Below are 14,922 nucleotides of genomic sequence, written 5' to 3'. Positions count from 1 at the left end.
AATTAAAATACTTTCCAGCCAATTGGTAATTTCAATCCAAGATAAAATACCGCTACTAGCGCGACAATAAATAATCCCCAAACTGCCCCTGTTGCCTTGTTCTTGCTCATTTTTACAAGAACCATTTCCATACCACCGATAACTAAAATACCAGCTAACATTTTCATGCCGTACCACATGTGCATGCTACCTGTTGCCGTCTTCACAATACTCATGTACAACATGAAACCTGTCACAATAATGATAATGTACATAAGGCGAAGCCCCATATGTACACCTTTACCTTTTCTTCCTGCTGAATAAAGTGAATACGCAACGAAGAATAAAATTAATCCTAACGCCCATGCTGTAATATGCATATGTACCATCGTATCCCTGCCTCCTCTTTTCACACTTTTTCACTCTATATGATAACATGTTCATTTATTTTCAGGAAATGTTTCGCTTTTTTACATTTAAATGCTATAATATTTAGAGTATTTACAAACTTCTTGTAATAACAAAAGGGGGAACAATCATGATTCAAACTAAGGATATTATCGAACTTACAGACACATACGGGGCAAATAACTACCATCCACTTCCAATCGTTATTTCTAAAGCAGAAGGTGTTTGGGTAGAAGATCCTGAAGGAAACCGCTATATGGACTTACTAAGTGCATATTCTGCAGTAAACCAAGGTCATCGTCACCCAAAAATCATTAACGCTTTAATTGACCAAGCTAATCGAGTGACGTTAACTTCTCGTGCTTTCCATAGCGATCAATTAGGTCCTTGGTACGAAAAAGTTGCGAAACTAACAAATAAAAATATGGTACTTCCTATGAATACAGGCGCAGAGGCTGTTGAAACTGCAATTAAAACAGCTCGTCGCTGGGCTTACGATGTGAAAAAGGTAGAGGCAAACCGTGCAGAAATCATCGTTTGTGAAGATAACTTCCACGGACGTACAATGGGTGCTGTTTCTATGTCATCAAACGAAGAGTACAAGCGCGGCTTCGGTCCAATGCTTCCTGGCATTATTGTAATTCCTTACGGTGATTTAGAAGCGTTAAAAGCTGCGATTACACCAAATACAGCTGCATTCATTTTAGAGCCAATCCAAGGTGAAGCAGGAATTAACATTCCACCAGCTGGTTTCTTACAAGAAGCTTTTGAAATATGTAAAAAAGAAAACGTTTTATTCGTAGCAGATGAAATCCAAACAGGCTTAGGGCGTACTGGTAAAGTATTTGCTTGCGACTGGGACAATGTAACTCCTGACATGTACATACTTGGTAAAGCACTTGGCGGCGGCGTATTCCCAATCTCTTGTGTTGCAGCAAACAGCGACATTTTAGGCGTATTCGAGCCAGGTTCTCACGGTTCTACATTCGGTGGTAACCCACTTGCATGTGCTGTTTCTATCGCAGCTCTTGAAGTATTAGAAGAAGAAAAATTAACAGAGCGTTCTCTTCAATTAGGAGAAAAACTAGTTGGGCAATTAAAAGAAATTGATAACCCAATGATTACTGACATTCGCGGTAAAGGTTTATTCATCGGTATCGAATTAAACGAGCCAGCTCGTCCTTACTGTGAACAACTAAAAGCAGCTGGGCTATTATGTAAAGAAACACACGAAAACGTAATTCGTATTGCACCACCTCTAGTAATCTCTGAAGAAGATTTAGAGTGGGCATTCCAAAAAATTAAAGCTGTACTATCTTAATCATAGTGAGGTTGTCCTAAATATAGGACAACCTCTTTCTTTTTTTAGTAATTTACCGTAAAATAAAATTGAATATTCTGTTTTTCGTTAAAAAGGGGGTAACTGCATGCTTTTGAAATACGGTAAACACATTAACTATTTAGCTACAATTTTTATTTCTATGACATTCATCGGCTTCATATTATCTACAACGTTACTCAATCACTATTCAACTCCTAATACATTCACACTACTTAAAACATCATTTTGGACTGCTGTTTTCCTTACAATTATCGGTTTTGGCCGTGAGAGAAGCGCACTTGCAGTTATGCTAATTGGAATTTGCACTTTAGCATTAATCGGATTGTATATTTTCGCCATTATAGATTACTCCGTTAATCCACGCCCATAGAAAAGAGCTATCTTTTCACAAGATAGCTCTTTTTTTCATTTCACTATATTTCTTAGCGTACCAATTCCCTCTACTGTAACAACAACTTCATCACCAGCATGCAAAAACTTTGGTGGTGTAAAACCTTTACCAACACCAGCTGGTGTCCCTGTTGCAATGATATCTCCTGGCTCTAATGTCATACCTTTACTTATAGTTGAAATAATTTCTTCTACTGAAAAAATCATTTCTCTCGTATTTGAAGTTTGCCTTACTTCTCCATTTACCACTGTTTCAATGTGTAATGCATTCGGCGTTCTAACCATCGATTTATGAATTAAATACGGTCCCATTGGACAAAATGTATCGAAACTTTTCCCTAGGAAAAATTGTTTATGTTTTCTTTGAATATCCCGAGCAGTTACATCATTTATAACTGTATATCCAAAAACATGATCAAGAGCTTTTTCTATTTTTATTTGTTTCCCTCGCTTACCGATAACGATTGCTAGTTCACCTTCGTAATCAAGTTCATTCGTTGCGTGAGGGTGACCATTAATTTGCTCATCAATTCCGATCACTGTTGTTGGCGCCTTTGTAAAAATCATTATATTTTCAGGGATAGACTCTACTCCGCCCATTTCTACCGCATGCTCACGATAGTTCTTTCCAACGCAAAGAATATTTTTTCTCGGCCTTGGAATCGGTGCTAATATTTTCACCTCTGCTAACGGATAATACGCCGATCCCGCATTTTCCTTCGCCCAATTTACAATGTCGCACACCTTCTCAAGACATTCGCTTCCTCTTTCAATACACTCTAACATGGTAATTGGGATAGTAACCTTTTCCTCTTTTTGTCTTTGCGCTTCTCTTAAATGTAATACCTTTTCTTCCTCTTCATCCACAATACCTACAAATACCTTTTCTTCTTTCTTCGCCGTTACAAAACGCAACATTCCCACTCTCCATCCTAAAACTCATACCTTATAATTGTATTCGCATCCTTAAGAAAAAAACCTTCTCACGCACGCTAATTTTTACAATATTCCTCCCTTCTTACATTCGTTCCTCACCCTTCATTTGACATAAAATGTAGAAATTATACTTTTTTTGGCGAAGGTGTTTCTTTTTTATGGAATTTTTGTATAATATGTACTACATATATACATAAAATTTATTGAGAGATGGAGCCGATTTCAATGTTTGAGCAAGCTATCGAAAAAAAACGCGAAAAAATGATCTATTTTGCTGAACGCTACGGAATGACTTCTCAAAAAACAGTGGATTGTAGCCAAGAACTGGACAGGCTCTTAAATGTTGTTTGGCCTATACATACAGATTGCACACACACTCAAATGTTCGAAACACATACGCAATAACGTATGTGTTTCTTTTATTTCAAAAAAGGACACATTTTATTGAAAACGCCCATACAATAGTAGAAAAGAAAATTTTAAAAATGAAAGGTGTTTTGTATGCCAGCTATGGTCGGACATATTCGTATCGTTAATATTGGATCAAGTGGTATTTTTCATATTGGAGATGTATTTGCGATTAGGCCTATTAGTTATTCACGCGCTTTTGCCGGAGCCGGTTCATTTAACGTTGGGGATAACATCTCTGTCTACAATTATCAAAGCTCAACGACTGTCAATGATTCAGATGTAATTGATCAAGCAATAATCGGTTCGAGCTAAAGGAGGCGATTGCATTGAATTTTTATGTGAACCAAAGTATCATCATTAACAGCATTAGAATCGATAGCATTACGACCTCTTCCGTTTTTCAAATTGGAACTGCAGGTAGTATTAAGGCTCTTTCTAAATTCTCAAATTCTGGCGGATTTACAGAACCTCTTCGCCCTTTAAGTGCGAAAGGACAAATTATTTCTATTAAACCTTCAACTAGTTCTTCTTAGACCATCCTTATCATAAATATATAGCATTAATATACCCTCCCTATTGAAAAGGAGGTTTCACAAAATGAATCAAGATATATACACTTACCTACACCAACTTCAGCAAGCTCTCCAAATACAGCAGCAAACTATTCTAAACCTTGAAGAGCAAGTTCGCCTACTACAAGAAGAGCTTAATGAGTTAAAAAGTCGCCCCTCCTCTTCTATAGGAAAAGTGGAATATAAATTCGATCAATTAAAAGTAGAAAATTTAAATGGCACTTTAAATATTGGCTTGAATCCATTTTCAACAAAAGAGCAACAAATTGAAGATTTTCAAGTAGATACAGAAACGTTAAAAGTAAATCCTGAAACAGAAATAAATCCAGACTTTTATCAAGGTATCCTTCAAGAAATGCATCGCTATTTAGATGAAGAAGCATATAGTCGAATTCTCCATTTTGAACAAGAAGAGAGAACGCCGCTTGATGAGATGTATCGACAAATGATGGTGGATGACATAAAAAAACAGATGGAACATAGACTTCCGTATTATTTGTCACAAGTTCAATCGTATGAGGGTATTTCTACAGATCCCGATTATTTACGAGACGTCATTATTCAAGCGATGAAACAAGATATTGACAAAGCCTTCCTTTCCTTTATTCAACACATACCGGGCAATTTCCGAAAGGAGTAAGTATGTATGAATTTAAATGTTGTGAACCGTGAGTTAAAAGTAGGGCAGATTAAAATGAACGGGGTTTCTTCTTCCGCATTATTTTTAATTGGAGATGCTAACCTTCTCATCCTTTCTTCAATTCTTGATACGCCATTCGAATCCGTTACAGAGGGACCATTTGTACCATTAGTAACAGATGTCCCTCCGACTCCAGGTTGAGGAGAGGAAAAATTATGCTCCGTCATACTTCAATTGTACAAAATGTTTCTATCGTTTCTATGGGGGTTGCAGCCGTCTTCCAGGTCGGGGATGCTAATCAAATAGAATTAAAAAATAGAGCACTTATCGTTCACCGAGAAATCCCTTGTTATATAAAAGGTGAAGGTCGTTTTGATGCGTTTGAAATCTTTACAGATGAATACATTACAATTCCAAAGCGAACAACAGATGTAAAAATGAATATTGTAAATGAGTGCCCTTTTATTGAAGTAAATGATGTTCACTTGCGAACAATTTTAAATTCCGCGTGCTTCCAAATCGGCAATGTTGACTATGTTTTTAATAATTCTCGTACGCTACAAATCCGCCAATTTATTACTGATGAACCTTCCTCTAAATAATTCATATAGTAATTAAAAAGCTTAGTAAAGTAGGTGAATGGTATGCCTTCGGTTGTAGGGAATCTTGTCGTTCAAAACAGTAACGGCTCTTTCAACTTAGGAGATTTTTATAACGTGTCTCCGAAAGAAAATACGAAAGCTTATAACGGATCTGGGGCTTCCAATGTCGGATTTGTCGTCAACACTTTTAGTGGCGTTAGTGCAACAAATACATTCGATTCGGATGTAGCAGACCAAGATCAGATTGGAACAGCGTAAAAAAGAAACAGCCTTAGCTCTATATTGTGTAGAGCTAGGGCTGTTTCTTCTATTAAAGATAATTTTAATTCAAGCTTATATTCTTTTAATATAGCATTCTTCCTTCTTTATATGCATTTTGATATGTCTCATCATTTATCTGTGTAACATCAGTATGGAACAGTTCCTCCCTAACAGCATCGAATAACTCCTTACATATGTTAGGAAATTCACTTTCCCATCTTTCTCTTTCATCCAACTCCATCAGTGATCCAACAATAACAAGATAAATATTCGGAAATTGCCTCTCAATCTTAGGAGCGTACTTTAGAAATCCCTTTAAATACATATCAAAATGATGACAATCATACTCCTGAGTGCCTGTATAAAATGGAAACCCACTTTCATCTTCCCACTCTAGGAGAATTCCCCAAAATGCTAACAATGAACCTGATCGATATCTCAATTCACTATCATTAAAGTGTTTATAATAAGGGTATAACAATCTATCGCACCAATCTAAATCGATTATACCACCCATATCTTTTATTTCATTACGTAATAAATCTAATTTCTCTTTAATGGGATCCATGCACATTCCCCTTCAATTGTTTATTTCCACACAGATATATACCTCTTATGATATTTACTCTCTTTATAAAATGAAAATAAATTTATTATATTTTAAAAGCTCAAACAAGCACAACCCCGTTCTAAATTTAGGACAGGGTTAAATTTATAGCAATAAAGTCATTTAAAAATCTAAGTTTTATTCAAAAAATAGCGTCCTTTTCTAGAATAAAGGAATAGATGTATTTATACAAAAGTTGAATATTTTACAGAATTTCAGAATCCTAATTTTTAGCACCTTACATATTTACGTTTGAACCCCAGTCTTCCTCTATCAAGTTCTTTATGAATACTTTCGTAAGCATTTAGAAAACTGCTTTTCTTGTTGCCCCGTTTTAGTTCTACTATGCCTACTTCCTTTGCGGTTTCAACTGCCTTTTCATGTAGCGGCACATATGAAATCCCCACAGTGTTTAGAAAATTATTCATAGCAGATTTCGTTCGTTCTGGCGCATCGTGAATTGTATTTTTCACAACTTCTAGCATATTGGCAATCTTACCTTCGGAAAATTCATTGTCTTTTCGATTCCCCAAAAGCCAGCAGTAGCAACTCCAGCCCGCTGACATTCTTAGTTCGTCACCACTTGCAATCCATTTATCAGCAACGTCTTGTGCAAAATCTGATTCTGATAAAGTTACTGCCACCACATAATCGGACAGCATATAAAAGTACGCCCCATCCATCCAACGATCAAAATCCGATTCATTCATAGTTTTTGGGTCTGCAATAATGCCTGCAAAGTACATCGCATCGTAGTTACCTGTGGCATACAGCTCTTCAGCTAAACTTTGATTTATTTTTATTTTCTTTGCGATTGGTTTCATAGCACCTGTAGCTACGCCAAAAAGTGGCTCCTTTGCACCATTAGATATGTATATTTTTTTAGTTCGTTCCTTACCGAGAGTTTCAAGCTCTTGCATTACTGTTTCAAAATCCATAGTGTTGCACTTCCTTCCTTAATATTATAATCAATTCACCTATCTTCTTTATCAAGTTCTCTACACTTCACAAATCCATCTTTAAATCGTTTCGTCCATCGATTTACGATTTTCAAAATGAGATTTCGTTATACGCCTTTATCGAGCTTATTAATACCGATTATATAAACTAATCATTAGTGAAGATACTACTCCCCACTAATGATTAGTTTTTCTTTATTTAAATGATAATCCCTTATTTTCTAAAGCCGTTCTCAATTTAGGTAAAGATGCCCGTCCCATACCGTGCAGTTTCAAAATTTCTTTTTCACTATACTTTGAAAGTTCTTCTAAAGTATGAATTCCATAATGTTCTAACGCCCTTCTTGCTGGTGCTGAAAGAAGAGAAAGAAAGCCTTCTTTTGGCTTTCTCTCTTTCTCACAGGTTGGGCAAGTTGGACAATCGCTACTTTTGTAGTACTCGTGTCCTTGATCACAAGTTCTTAACGTCGCCATACTCCATAACCCCTCTCTAAGCTCTATTCCTCAATATTTACAACATGATTCCCATCAAAGAAGTATAAACATTTCTCTTTCACAGGATGTTTTAAGCTTTTCTCGAGTGCTTTTGCATATAGTGAAAGCTGTACTTTGTATCGGTCTTCTAAAGTTGGTTTCGCTTGATCAAATCCACCTGGGAACTTCCCTTCAATCGTATCTGTCTTAAAGTCGATTAAAGTAATTCCGTCTTCCTCTTCAATCATGCAGTCGATAACCCCTTGGACAAGTATCGATTCGTCACTCTTACCTTGCCAATCTTGATATGCTTCTTCTGCTGAAAGCATCATCGTAAATGGTACTTCACGTTCAACACTTTTTGCTGCTAATACCCTTTTACCTAAGTCACTGTCAAAGAATGAAATTACTTTTTCAATCGCTATTTCTTCAGCTTGTTCAAATGTTAATAGTTCTTTATTTACCATTCTTGCAATTTGTTCTTGAAGAACTTCAATCGTAATTGGTTTCTTCAAATCTACATGCTGCATAACGGCATGAACTGCTGTCCCTCGCTCTGCGTATGTTAGCCCTTTTTTCTCCATAAAGCGCGGACGTGTTTTAATTGGTGCACGAAGTTTTTTAATAAAGGCGTTATCGCTACCTTCTTCAGATTGATAATTTCTCTTTATTTCTGTAACAGACTGTTTCGCACGGTGAGATGTCGCGTCCTCATACCCATATTCCCACATTAATCTGTCGTACACTTCTTCTTTCCGTTCACTTTCTAACGGAACAGCTTTTTTATCGCGAAGCGCTTCTAATAACTCTTGTTTCTCTTCTTGAACTGGTTCTGGTGCAAGTAACGTTTTGCCGTCAACAACTTCTACTTTCCAGCTCGCACTATACCCATAAATTTCGCCTGGAATATTCCCTTGTCCTAATTCAAGAAGCATTTCACTATCACGATGTCTATATAATGAAGGTGCAATCCAATCTAAATAACATGACGCTCCGGCACGTATATGATCTGGTAATAACCATTCACTATGCTCCCTTGCATCGAGCCATTTTTCCATTTCTTTATTTGCATCCTTAACTGTTCCGATTAAAATTAACTTCTCTTTCGCACGCGTTAACGCTACGTATAATACGCGCATTTCCTCCGCAATTAATTCCATCTTCATTTTACGCTTAATCGCTAGTTGCGATAATGTCGTATATTTAATTCGTTTACGCGGATCGATAAATTGTGAACCGAAACCGAAATCTTTATGAAGTAAGAAACGCTTCATTAAATCTTGTGTATTAAAACGGCGACCAAGTCCAGCTACAAATACGACTGGGAACTCTAGCCCTTTACTTTTATGAATCGTCATAATGCGAACGACGTCTTCTTGTTCTCCAAGAGCTCTCGCCGTTCCCATGTCATCACCGCGTTCTAAAATACGCTCAATAAAGCGTAAGAATCGGAATAATCCTCTAAACGATGTTGCTTCATATTGTCTTGCGCGGTCATATAATACGCGTAAGTTTGCCTGTCTTTGCTTTCCGGCTGGTAAACCGCCGACAAAGTCGTAATAGCCTGTCTCACCGTACACTTTCCAAATTAAATCGGAAAGAGATTGTTGACGCGCAAATTCACGCCATCCTTGCAGTAATTTATAAAACCACTCTAATTTATCATGCAGTTCTTGTTCTTCTTCAAGCGGCGCTCCTTTTAAGAATGAGCTCATTACTTCATAAAACGAGCCTTTCTTTCCGTGAGCACGAAGCGTCGCAAGTTCTTCGTCATTTAGTCCAACGATCGGTGAACGAAGTACAGCTGCAAGCGGAATATCTTGCATCGGATTATCAATAACGCGGAATACGTTCATCATAATATTTACTTCTGTCGCTTCAAAGTAACCAGTCGCAAGGTCAGCATATACTGGAATTCCTTGTAATTTTAACTCTTCCATAATTTGCGGCGCCCACGGCATGGAGCGAAGTAAAATAACGAAGTCGCGGTATTGTACCGGGCGCATACTATCAGTTTTACGATCATACACTTCATAGCCTGAATCAACCATCGCTTTAATACGCTGCGCCATAAGACGAGCTTCAAGCTGCGCTTTTTCTACTTCTGTACCTTCTTCACCTTCTTGCACTTCTTCCTCAGTTTGCTGAATGCATAGTAGTTCTGCCGCTACATCTTCACCTTCTGGATAGCTAGCACCTAGCTTTAATTCAGCGTCAGCATCATAATCGATTTCTCCGACTTCTTCGCCCATAATTTGTTTGAAGATAAAGTTCGTACCAGCTAGCACTTCATGACGGCTACGGAAGTTTTTCGCTAAGTCAATCTTCATTCCGCCGCCCAATCCTTCTTGTGTGAAACGTTTATATTTTCCTAAGAATAAACCAGGCTCTGCTAGTCGGAAACGATAGATTGACTGTTTTACGTCACCAACCATGAATAAGTTTCCTTCACTCTCAGAATCTTTCGTTACGAATTTAATAATTGATTCCTGTACGAAGTTCGTATCTTGATATTCATCGACTAGTACTTCAGCAAATTTATTACGATATTGAAGTGCTACTGCTGACGGCTTCATTTCACCATCTTCACTTTGCTCGCTTAAAATTTGCAAACAGAAATGCTCTAAATCTGTGAAATCGACCATTCCTTTATCTCGTTTAATCGCTTGGAAACGCTCTGTAAATACTTTTACAAGCTTCACGAGTTTTTCTAATACAGGATGCATATCTTGAAAATCTCGTAAGAAACTTTCAGGTCTGCGGCTAAATAGCTCTTCTTGTAATTTCTTTACTTCATCTTTCGCTTTATTACGAAGAGAATCTACTTGTTTTACAACATCTTCATTGTAATCACTTTTCTTAATACGCTTTAACGTTTGCCACGATACATTTTGCATCGCTTCATAAACGCTTGTCCACGATCCACGAGCTGCTGATGATAACGTTCCAAGTAAAGCTAAATCCGCTTGTAAAGTTTCGGCACGAGGCGCTGGACCATCAGGAAGCATTGCGAGTTCAGTCGCCTTACGAATATGCTCTTCCGCTGTTTCAAGCTGAAACTTTACATCTTCTAATAGGTAAGAAGCGTAAACCAAATCTTCAATCGTCTTTCCTTCAACATCGTATGCTTCTACTAATTTATCAAGCCACTTCTCCGGATTTGGATGCGCTCTTGATTCTGTATGAAGCGCTAAAATCATTCGTTGTAAGTCATCGTCACTACGGTCACTCGTATAACGATCAACTAATTCAAAGAAAATACTATTATCTTCGATTCCATATTCTTCTTCTAATATGTCATCTAGCACTTCTTCTTTTAATAACTCATTTTCTGTTTGGTTCGCAATACGAAAACGAGGATCGACATCAAGCATGTAATAATATCCTCTAATAACTTGTAAACAAAATGAATGAATGGTAGAAATGGAAGCTTTATTTAATAAGCTAAGCTGTTTTCTTATATGCTGTGAACCTGGCCCATCAATTAATACTTTTTCTAACGCTTCTCCAATTCGATTTTTCATTTCTTGCGCCGCTGCATTCGTAAATGTTACAACGAGCAGGCGGTCGACATCGACTGGATTTTCCTCACTTATAATCTTTTTAATAATACGTTCAACTAATACTGCTGTTTTCCCTGATCCAGCTGCTGCTGCGACTAAAATATCACGTCCGTTCGCTACAACCGCTTTCCACTGATCATCTGTCCATTGACTACCTTCTGGTTTCTCAGGCCAATTTTCTATCATTCTCCGCCAACCTCCTCTCTAATTTTCTCCATTGCTTCGCTATCTTTCATATCTTTTAACATACGGAATTGGTTATCTTCAAGTGATTCATCAAATTGACAAACAGATTTGAAGTTACAGAACGTACATGCCGCTTTATTCCCCTTTTTGTAAGGAGCAATATCGATAACACCTTCTGTAATGTCTTTTCCGATATTTTCAAACGAGTGGTGTACATATTTTTGAAGTACGTTAAACTCTTGTTCACTTGCAATGCTAGAACGCGCACTAAAACTACCATCTTTTTTCAGACCAGCAGAAATAATATCAGAGCTTCCTGTTGAAAGTTTATTATCCATTAAACGTACAACGTCAGCATCTCCTAGTACGAGCCCTTTCATTTTAAATTTCTTTAAAATTTCTTTCTCAATTTCTTCTTCAGATGCGTCGCCTTTCATCTCAACAATCGGGTTATGAATATGGAAATACAATACACCCGCCGGTGATGCAGTACTACCCTTTTTCATCCACGTATGTGCATTTGAAGTAACAACATCTAAATACGTTAACATTTGAAGTGCGAGTCCGTAATACACTTCTGTTAAATCTAACGCTTTCGAACTTGATTTATAGTCAATAATACGAAGGAACGTACCACTCTCATCCTCCGCCTTATCAACACGGTCAATACGGCCAACTACTTCCATCTTCACACCATTTGGCAACGCAAATTCCATTGGCGGAAGCGATCCAGTCCCGCCCATACCGAACGGTACTTCTAAATCAACTGGTACAAAGCCACTCGACTTCGCATGTTCACGAAGAATAAGTGATGTACGGAAAATGATTTGTTGTAGTTTTTGCTTTAAATAGAAATGACGGTTTGAACTTAATAAAATTTGTCTTTGTAATAATGGTGCAATTTCTTCTATTACTAAAGCAGAAAGGTGCTCACACTCTTTTATTGATAAATCTGCCCAAGTACGATTTTCACGTAATAGCTTGTCTGCAATTCTCTTCAGCGCTGCATGGAATAGTTCACCGATATCTGGCGCATCAAGTTTGAAAATATCGCGCTCTCTTAGCGATAAACCGTGCTGAGCGAAATGAGCGTACGCACAGCGATTAAATAGTTCCATACGAGAAACGCTTCCCTTAATTGTATCTCCATATAAATCCCTACTTACATCTGTACTTAGTTTCTGTGCACGATTTCGGTAGAATAAACTCGATAACACGCGGCTACTTTTTTGCTTCCATTCATCTGAAGTAACGTAGAAGTTATATACGTCCCACCAAAAGTCTAAATTGCCTTCAAATCCGTAACGCTTCCACGTTTGCAGTTGCTGCATGACGTAAGACAAAGTTACTTCTGGCGTTGTTACATATGAGATTTGTTCCGAACGCGATAAGTCATTTACATCATTCGTAATAAACGTTTCTTTCACATCAGGGAACATTCTTTTTATTTTCTTAATAAAACTAGAAGCAAGTAACGTCTTTCCTTCTTCATCTGCAAGCGGACAGGAAATGTATAACTTCTCAGATGCCCTCGTCACCATTTGATACATAACGAACTGTTCTTCTAATAAAGTTTGTCTCGTCGTTGGTGCTAATTCGATACCTGCAGCGGTGAGAACATTTCTTTCCTCATCAGAAAGCATACCTTCATCCATAGGTGCTGCTGGAATCACGCCTTCATTTACGCCAATAATGAACGTCGCTTTAATATCTGATAATCTAGAATGATCAATATTAGCAACTAACACTTGATCTAGTGACGGCGGAATGTTCGCAAATTGAAGTGCCTCAAGACCTGTCGTCATTACATCAGTAAACATAGACAGGGACATCTTCTCTTCGCCAAGCATCTCAACGAACGTATCAAGAAGACTCATCACTTCTTCCCATACTTGCTCATGGTCTGTCGCAAATAAGAAATCTCCGCTTTCTTCTGCACGAATACGTAATGCCTCTAGTTTTTTCGGAACGTCAAGCTCCTCTAAAAATAAATATACCGCTTCGCACATTTGCATAACTGTTCCAGCACGCTTCAGTCTTTTTTGCATACGAATAACTGGCGTTCTTACAACGTCGCGAAGTCGATTTATTTTCTCTTCCATTTCACGCTCACTGTCTGTTATCATTTCGCTCGCATCATCAAGAGAACGATATCGACGATACATCCACGGATCTTCAGAAGTCCATCTCTTCCCTTGTACACCGTACGCTAAACAGTAGTTTTCGAACTCATCCATCTCTTCGCGCATCGCTTCTTTTCTTACGTCTAGTGGATATAAAAGTTCTGTTTTCACACAGCGGAACACTGCATCATAACGCCAATTTCCGCTAATAATCTCTAAAGCCGAACGAATACATTCTACTAGCGGATGATGTGACATTGGGCGTTTTTCATCGATGAAATGCGGGATATTATAATCCGTAAATAACGTTCGCATTACGTCGTAATAACTTTCTCCGTTACGAAGAAGTACTGCTATATCTCGGTAACGATAGTCTTCAGCCGCCACAAGTCTTCGAATTTCACGAGCAACACCTTCTACTTCAGCTCGTAAATTAGCTGCTGTACTAATTGTCACACTCGCTTCACCGTGAAACTTTTCATTTGGACGCGCTTCGTAATGCATTTCTAAATGCGCTAATGCTTGCGAATGAAAACGCGGCTGTTCCATAAGTGGAATTGTTTTTTCAACTTCTATTTTCTCTTCACGCGCTACTTGTTTTATTCTTTCATACGTTAACGTCGTTTCATAAAACAAATCTAGTTCATTCACTGGCTGCGCTAACGTTTTTTCATCTATCGTTAATGTTATTGTTACTCTAGTTCCTAATCTCATTAGCCCTCTAACAATTTCTAGCTCTTGAGGAGAAAATGAATGGAACCCATCTATATAAATTTCCGCGCCTTTTACATACTCAGAGTCTGAAAGCTTCTCAATTAATAATTGTAAGTAGTCTTCTGAATCTAAATATTTTCCGATTAAAGCACGTTCAAAATCATCATATAATAACTGTAAATCATACACTTTATTCGCTAGTAGCTTTTGCTCTGCACTACTGCTATGCGTATCTAATTGTTGCCACATTTCATATACGTTAGACGGCGTCACATTGTAACGTTTAAATTCTGCAATCATACTACCAAGATGTTCAAAGAAGCCATTTTGCTCCGCTGCTTTTTGAAACACAGATAGTCCATCTTTACGAGATTCTACAATTTTACGAAGCAACATATGGACACCAGCTTCATCAATATGAAGACGACTCGCTCCCCCAACTTCTTGCAGCACCTTCCACGCTAATCGCGAAAAACTAAAAACTTGCGCCCGAATAGAACCTCTTACATCTTCGCTCCCAATTAACGCCTGCTGTGTTTGGAATGTCATCTGTTCTGGCACAAGATATAATATTGTTTTCCCTCTTGGGCGTTGTTTCAACTCTTCTTGCACTTCGTGTAAACAAAGTGTACTTTTTCCACTTCCAGCTCTACCAATCACAAATCGAAGTGACATGTAACCCCACCTTTCACTTACATAACGAACGTTAGTTTGCTATCATAATTGTATTATAGGACAATAAAAAAGACAAACAT

16 protein-coding genes are annotated in these 14,922 nt (G+C 37.8%); 9 read left to right on the top strand and 7 right to left on the bottom strand.

What is annotated here, in order from left to right; all coding sequences use genetic code 11:
• Positions 1–2: 2 nt before the first annotated feature.
• Positions 3–368, bottom strand: coding sequence for a YisL family protein (locus EXW56_RS05810; protein ID WP_002201404.1), 366 nt, complete (start codon positions 366–368; stop codon positions 3–5).
• A 149-nt stretch (positions 369–517) separates the two neighbouring features.
• Between EXW56_RS05810 and rocD the strand changes: the two genes are divergently transcribed.
• A complete protein-coding gene (rocD, locus tag EXW56_RS05805) occupies positions 518–1,708 on the top strand; it encodes an ornithine aminotransferase (RefSeq protein WP_002201405.1) in 1,191 nt (396 codons plus the stop codon).
• Positions 1,709–1,814: 106 nt separating this feature from the next.
• Entirely contained in the window at positions 1,815–2,099 is a 285-nt protein-coding gene (locus EXW56_RS05800; RefSeq protein ID WP_002201406.1) for a hypothetical protein, read from the top strand.
• 35 nt (positions 2,100–2,134) lie between these two features.
• On the opposite strand, the gene EXW56_RS05795 is transcribed toward EXW56_RS05800, so the two are convergent.
• On the bottom strand, positions 2,135–3,037 hold the full coding sequence (locus EXW56_RS05795; RefSeq protein ID WP_002201407.1) for a fumarylacetoacetate hydrolase family protein: 903 nt from the start codon (positions 3,035–3,037) through the stop codon (positions 2,135–2,137).
• A 243-nt stretch (positions 3,038–3,280) separates the two neighbouring features.
• Here EXW56_RS05795 and EXW56_RS05790 point away from each other — a divergent pair, with 243 nt between their 5' ends.
• The 7 genes from EXW56_RS05790 to gerPF all read left to right on the top strand — a co-directional run bounded on the left by EXW56_RS05790 (position 3,281) and on the right by gerPF (position 5,538).
• Positions 3,281–3,460 (top strand): aspartyl-phosphate phosphatase Spo0E family protein, encoded by a 180-nt coding sequence (locus tag EXW56_RS05790; protein ID WP_002087032.1) that lies wholly within the window; start codon positions 3,281–3,283, stop codon positions 3,458–3,460.
• A gap of 96 nt (positions 3,461–3,556) precedes the next feature.
• Positions 3,557–3,778 (top strand): spore germination protein GerPA, encoded by a 222-nt coding sequence (gerPA, locus tag EXW56_RS05785; RefSeq protein WP_002201408.1) that lies wholly within the window; start codon positions 3,557–3,559, stop codon positions 3,776–3,778.
• Positions 3,779–3,792: 14 nt separating this feature from the next.
• Complete coding sequence (gene gerPB, locus EXW56_RS05780; RefSeq protein WP_002201409.1) at positions 3,793–3,999, top strand: spore germination protein GerPB; 207 nt, start codon at positions 3,793–3,795, stop codon at positions 3,997–3,999.
• 64 nt (positions 4,000–4,063) lie between these two features.
• Positions 4,064–4,678 (top strand): spore germination protein GerPC, encoded by a 615-nt coding sequence (locus EXW56_RS05775; RefSeq protein WP_002158914.1) that lies wholly within the window; start codon positions 4,064–4,066, stop codon positions 4,676–4,678.
• 6 nt (positions 4,679–4,684) lie between these two features.
• The gene (gene gerPD / locus EXW56_RS05770; RefSeq protein WP_001052805.1) at positions 4,685–4,879 is read left to right on the top strand and encodes a spore germination protein GerPD; all 195 of its coding nucleotides are present in this window, start codon (positions 4,685–4,687) and stop codon (positions 4,877–4,879) included.
• A gap of 14 nt (positions 4,880–4,893) precedes the next feature.
• Positions 4,894–5,280: a spore germination protein GerPE gene (locus EXW56_RS05765; RefSeq protein ID WP_002140807.1), complete on the top strand. Its 387-nt coding sequence runs from the start codon at positions 4,894–4,896 to the stop codon at positions 5,278–5,280.
• A gap of 42 nt (positions 5,281–5,322) precedes the next feature.
• Positions 5,323–5,538, top strand: coding sequence for a spore germination protein GerPF (gene gerPF / locus EXW56_RS05760; RefSeq protein ID WP_001141570.1), 216 nt, complete (start codon positions 5,323–5,325; stop codon positions 5,536–5,538).
• An 85-nt stretch (positions 5,539–5,623) separates the two neighbouring features.
• Here the strand turns inward: gerPF and EXW56_RS05755 are convergent, their stop codons facing one another.
• The 5 genes from EXW56_RS05755 to addB form a co-directional block, all read right to left on the bottom strand.
• Positions 5,624–6,109 (bottom strand): hypothetical protein, encoded by a 486-nt coding sequence (locus EXW56_RS05755; protein ID WP_002201410.1) that lies wholly within the window; start codon positions 6,107–6,109, stop codon positions 5,624–5,626.
• A 269-nt stretch (positions 6,110–6,378) separates the two neighbouring features.
• On the bottom strand, positions 6,379–7,086 hold the full coding sequence (locus EXW56_RS05750) for a DNA alkylation repair protein (RefSeq protein WP_002201411.1): 708 nt from the start codon (positions 7,084–7,086) through the stop codon (positions 6,379–6,381).
• A 216-nt stretch (positions 7,087–7,302) separates the two neighbouring features.
• A complete protein-coding gene (locus EXW56_RS05745) occupies positions 7,303–7,581 on the bottom strand; it encodes an RNA polymerase alpha subunit C-terminal domain-containing protein (RefSeq protein WP_002201412.1) in 279 nt (92 codons plus the stop codon).
• Between the two features lie 23 nt (positions 7,582–7,604).
• Positions 7,605–11,330 carry a helicase-exonuclease AddAB subunit AddA gene (gene addA / locus EXW56_RS05740; protein WP_215597297.1) on the bottom strand — a complete coding sequence of 1,242 codons (3,726 nt, stop codon included), beginning with the start codon at positions 11,328–11,330 and terminating at the stop codon, positions 7,605–7,607.
• A complete protein-coding gene (gene addB, locus EXW56_RS05735; RefSeq protein WP_215597296.1) occupies positions 11,327–14,842 on the bottom strand; it encodes a helicase-exonuclease AddAB subunit AddB in 3,516 nt (1,171 codons plus the stop codon). The genes addA and addB overlap by 4 nt, the downstream gene beginning before the upstream one ends.
• Positions 14,843–14,922: the final 80 nt, after the last annotated feature.

This window comes from Bacillus mycoides (genome assembly GCF_018742245.1).
Classification (GTDB): Bacteria; Bacillota; Bacilli; order Bacillales; family Bacillaceae_G; genus Bacillus_A; species Bacillus_A cereus_U.
This window is presented reverse-complemented; position numbering and strand designations above follow the sequence as displayed.

What these genes read in the sequence shown, in the direction of transcription:
- gerPA (WP_002201408.1), top strand. Translation starts at nt 3,557, where the DNA reads ATGCCAGCTATGGTCGGACATATTCGTATCGTTAATATTGGATCAAGT.
- EXW56_RS05775 (WP_002158914.1), top strand. Translation starts at nt 4,064, where the DNA reads ATGAATCAAGATATATACACTTACCTACACCAACTTCAGCAAGCTCTC.
- EXW56_RS05800 (WP_002201406.1), top strand. Translation starts at nt 1,815, where the DNA reads ATGCTTTTGAAATACGGTAAACACATTAACTATTTAGCTACAATTTTT.
- EXW56_RS05795 (WP_002201407.1), bottom strand. Translation starts at nt 3,037, where the DNA reads ATGTTGCGTTTTGTAACGGCGAAGAAAGAAGAAAAGGTATTTGTAGGT.
- EXW56_RS05810 (WP_002201404.1), bottom strand. Translation starts at nt 368, where the DNA reads ATGGTACATATGCATATTACAGCATGGGCGTTAGGATTAATTTTATTC.
- addB (WP_215597296.1), bottom strand. Translation starts at nt 14,842, where the DNA reads ATGTCACTTCGATTTGTGATTGGTAGAGCTGGAAGTGGAAAAAGTACA.
- gerPD (WP_001052805.1), top strand. Translation starts at nt 4,685, where the DNA reads ATGAATTTAAATGTTGTGAACCGTGAGTTAAAAGTAGGGCAGATTAAA.
- EXW56_RS05750 (WP_002201411.1), bottom strand. Translation starts at nt 7,086, where the DNA reads ATGGATTTTGAAACAGTAATGCAAGAGCTTGAAACTCTCGGTAAGGAA.
- EXW56_RS05755 (WP_002201410.1), bottom strand. Translation starts at nt 6,109, where the DNA reads ATGGATCCCATTAAAGAGAAATTAGATTTATTACGTAATGAAATAAAA.
- rocD (WP_002201405.1), top strand. Translation starts at nt 518, where the DNA reads ATGATTCAAACTAAGGATATTATCGAACTTACAGACACATACGGGGCA.
- EXW56_RS05790 (WP_002087032.1), top strand. Translation starts at nt 3,281, where the DNA reads ATGTTTGAGCAAGCTATCGAAAAAAAACGCGAAAAAATGATCTATTTT.
- EXW56_RS05765 (WP_002140807.1), top strand. Translation starts at nt 4,894, where the DNA reads ATGCTCCGTCATACTTCAATTGTACAAAATGTTTCTATCGTTTCTATG.
- gerPF (WP_001141570.1), top strand. Translation starts at nt 5,323, where the DNA reads ATGCCTTCGGTTGTAGGGAATCTTGTCGTTCAAAACAGTAACGGCTCT.
- addA (WP_215597297.1), bottom strand. Translation starts at nt 11,330, where the DNA reads ATGATAGAAAATTGGCCTGAGAAACCAGAAGGTAGTCAATGGACAGAT.
- EXW56_RS05745 (WP_002201412.1), bottom strand. Translation starts at nt 7,581, where the DNA reads ATGGCGACGTTAAGAACTTGTGATCAAGGACACGAGTACTACAAAAGT.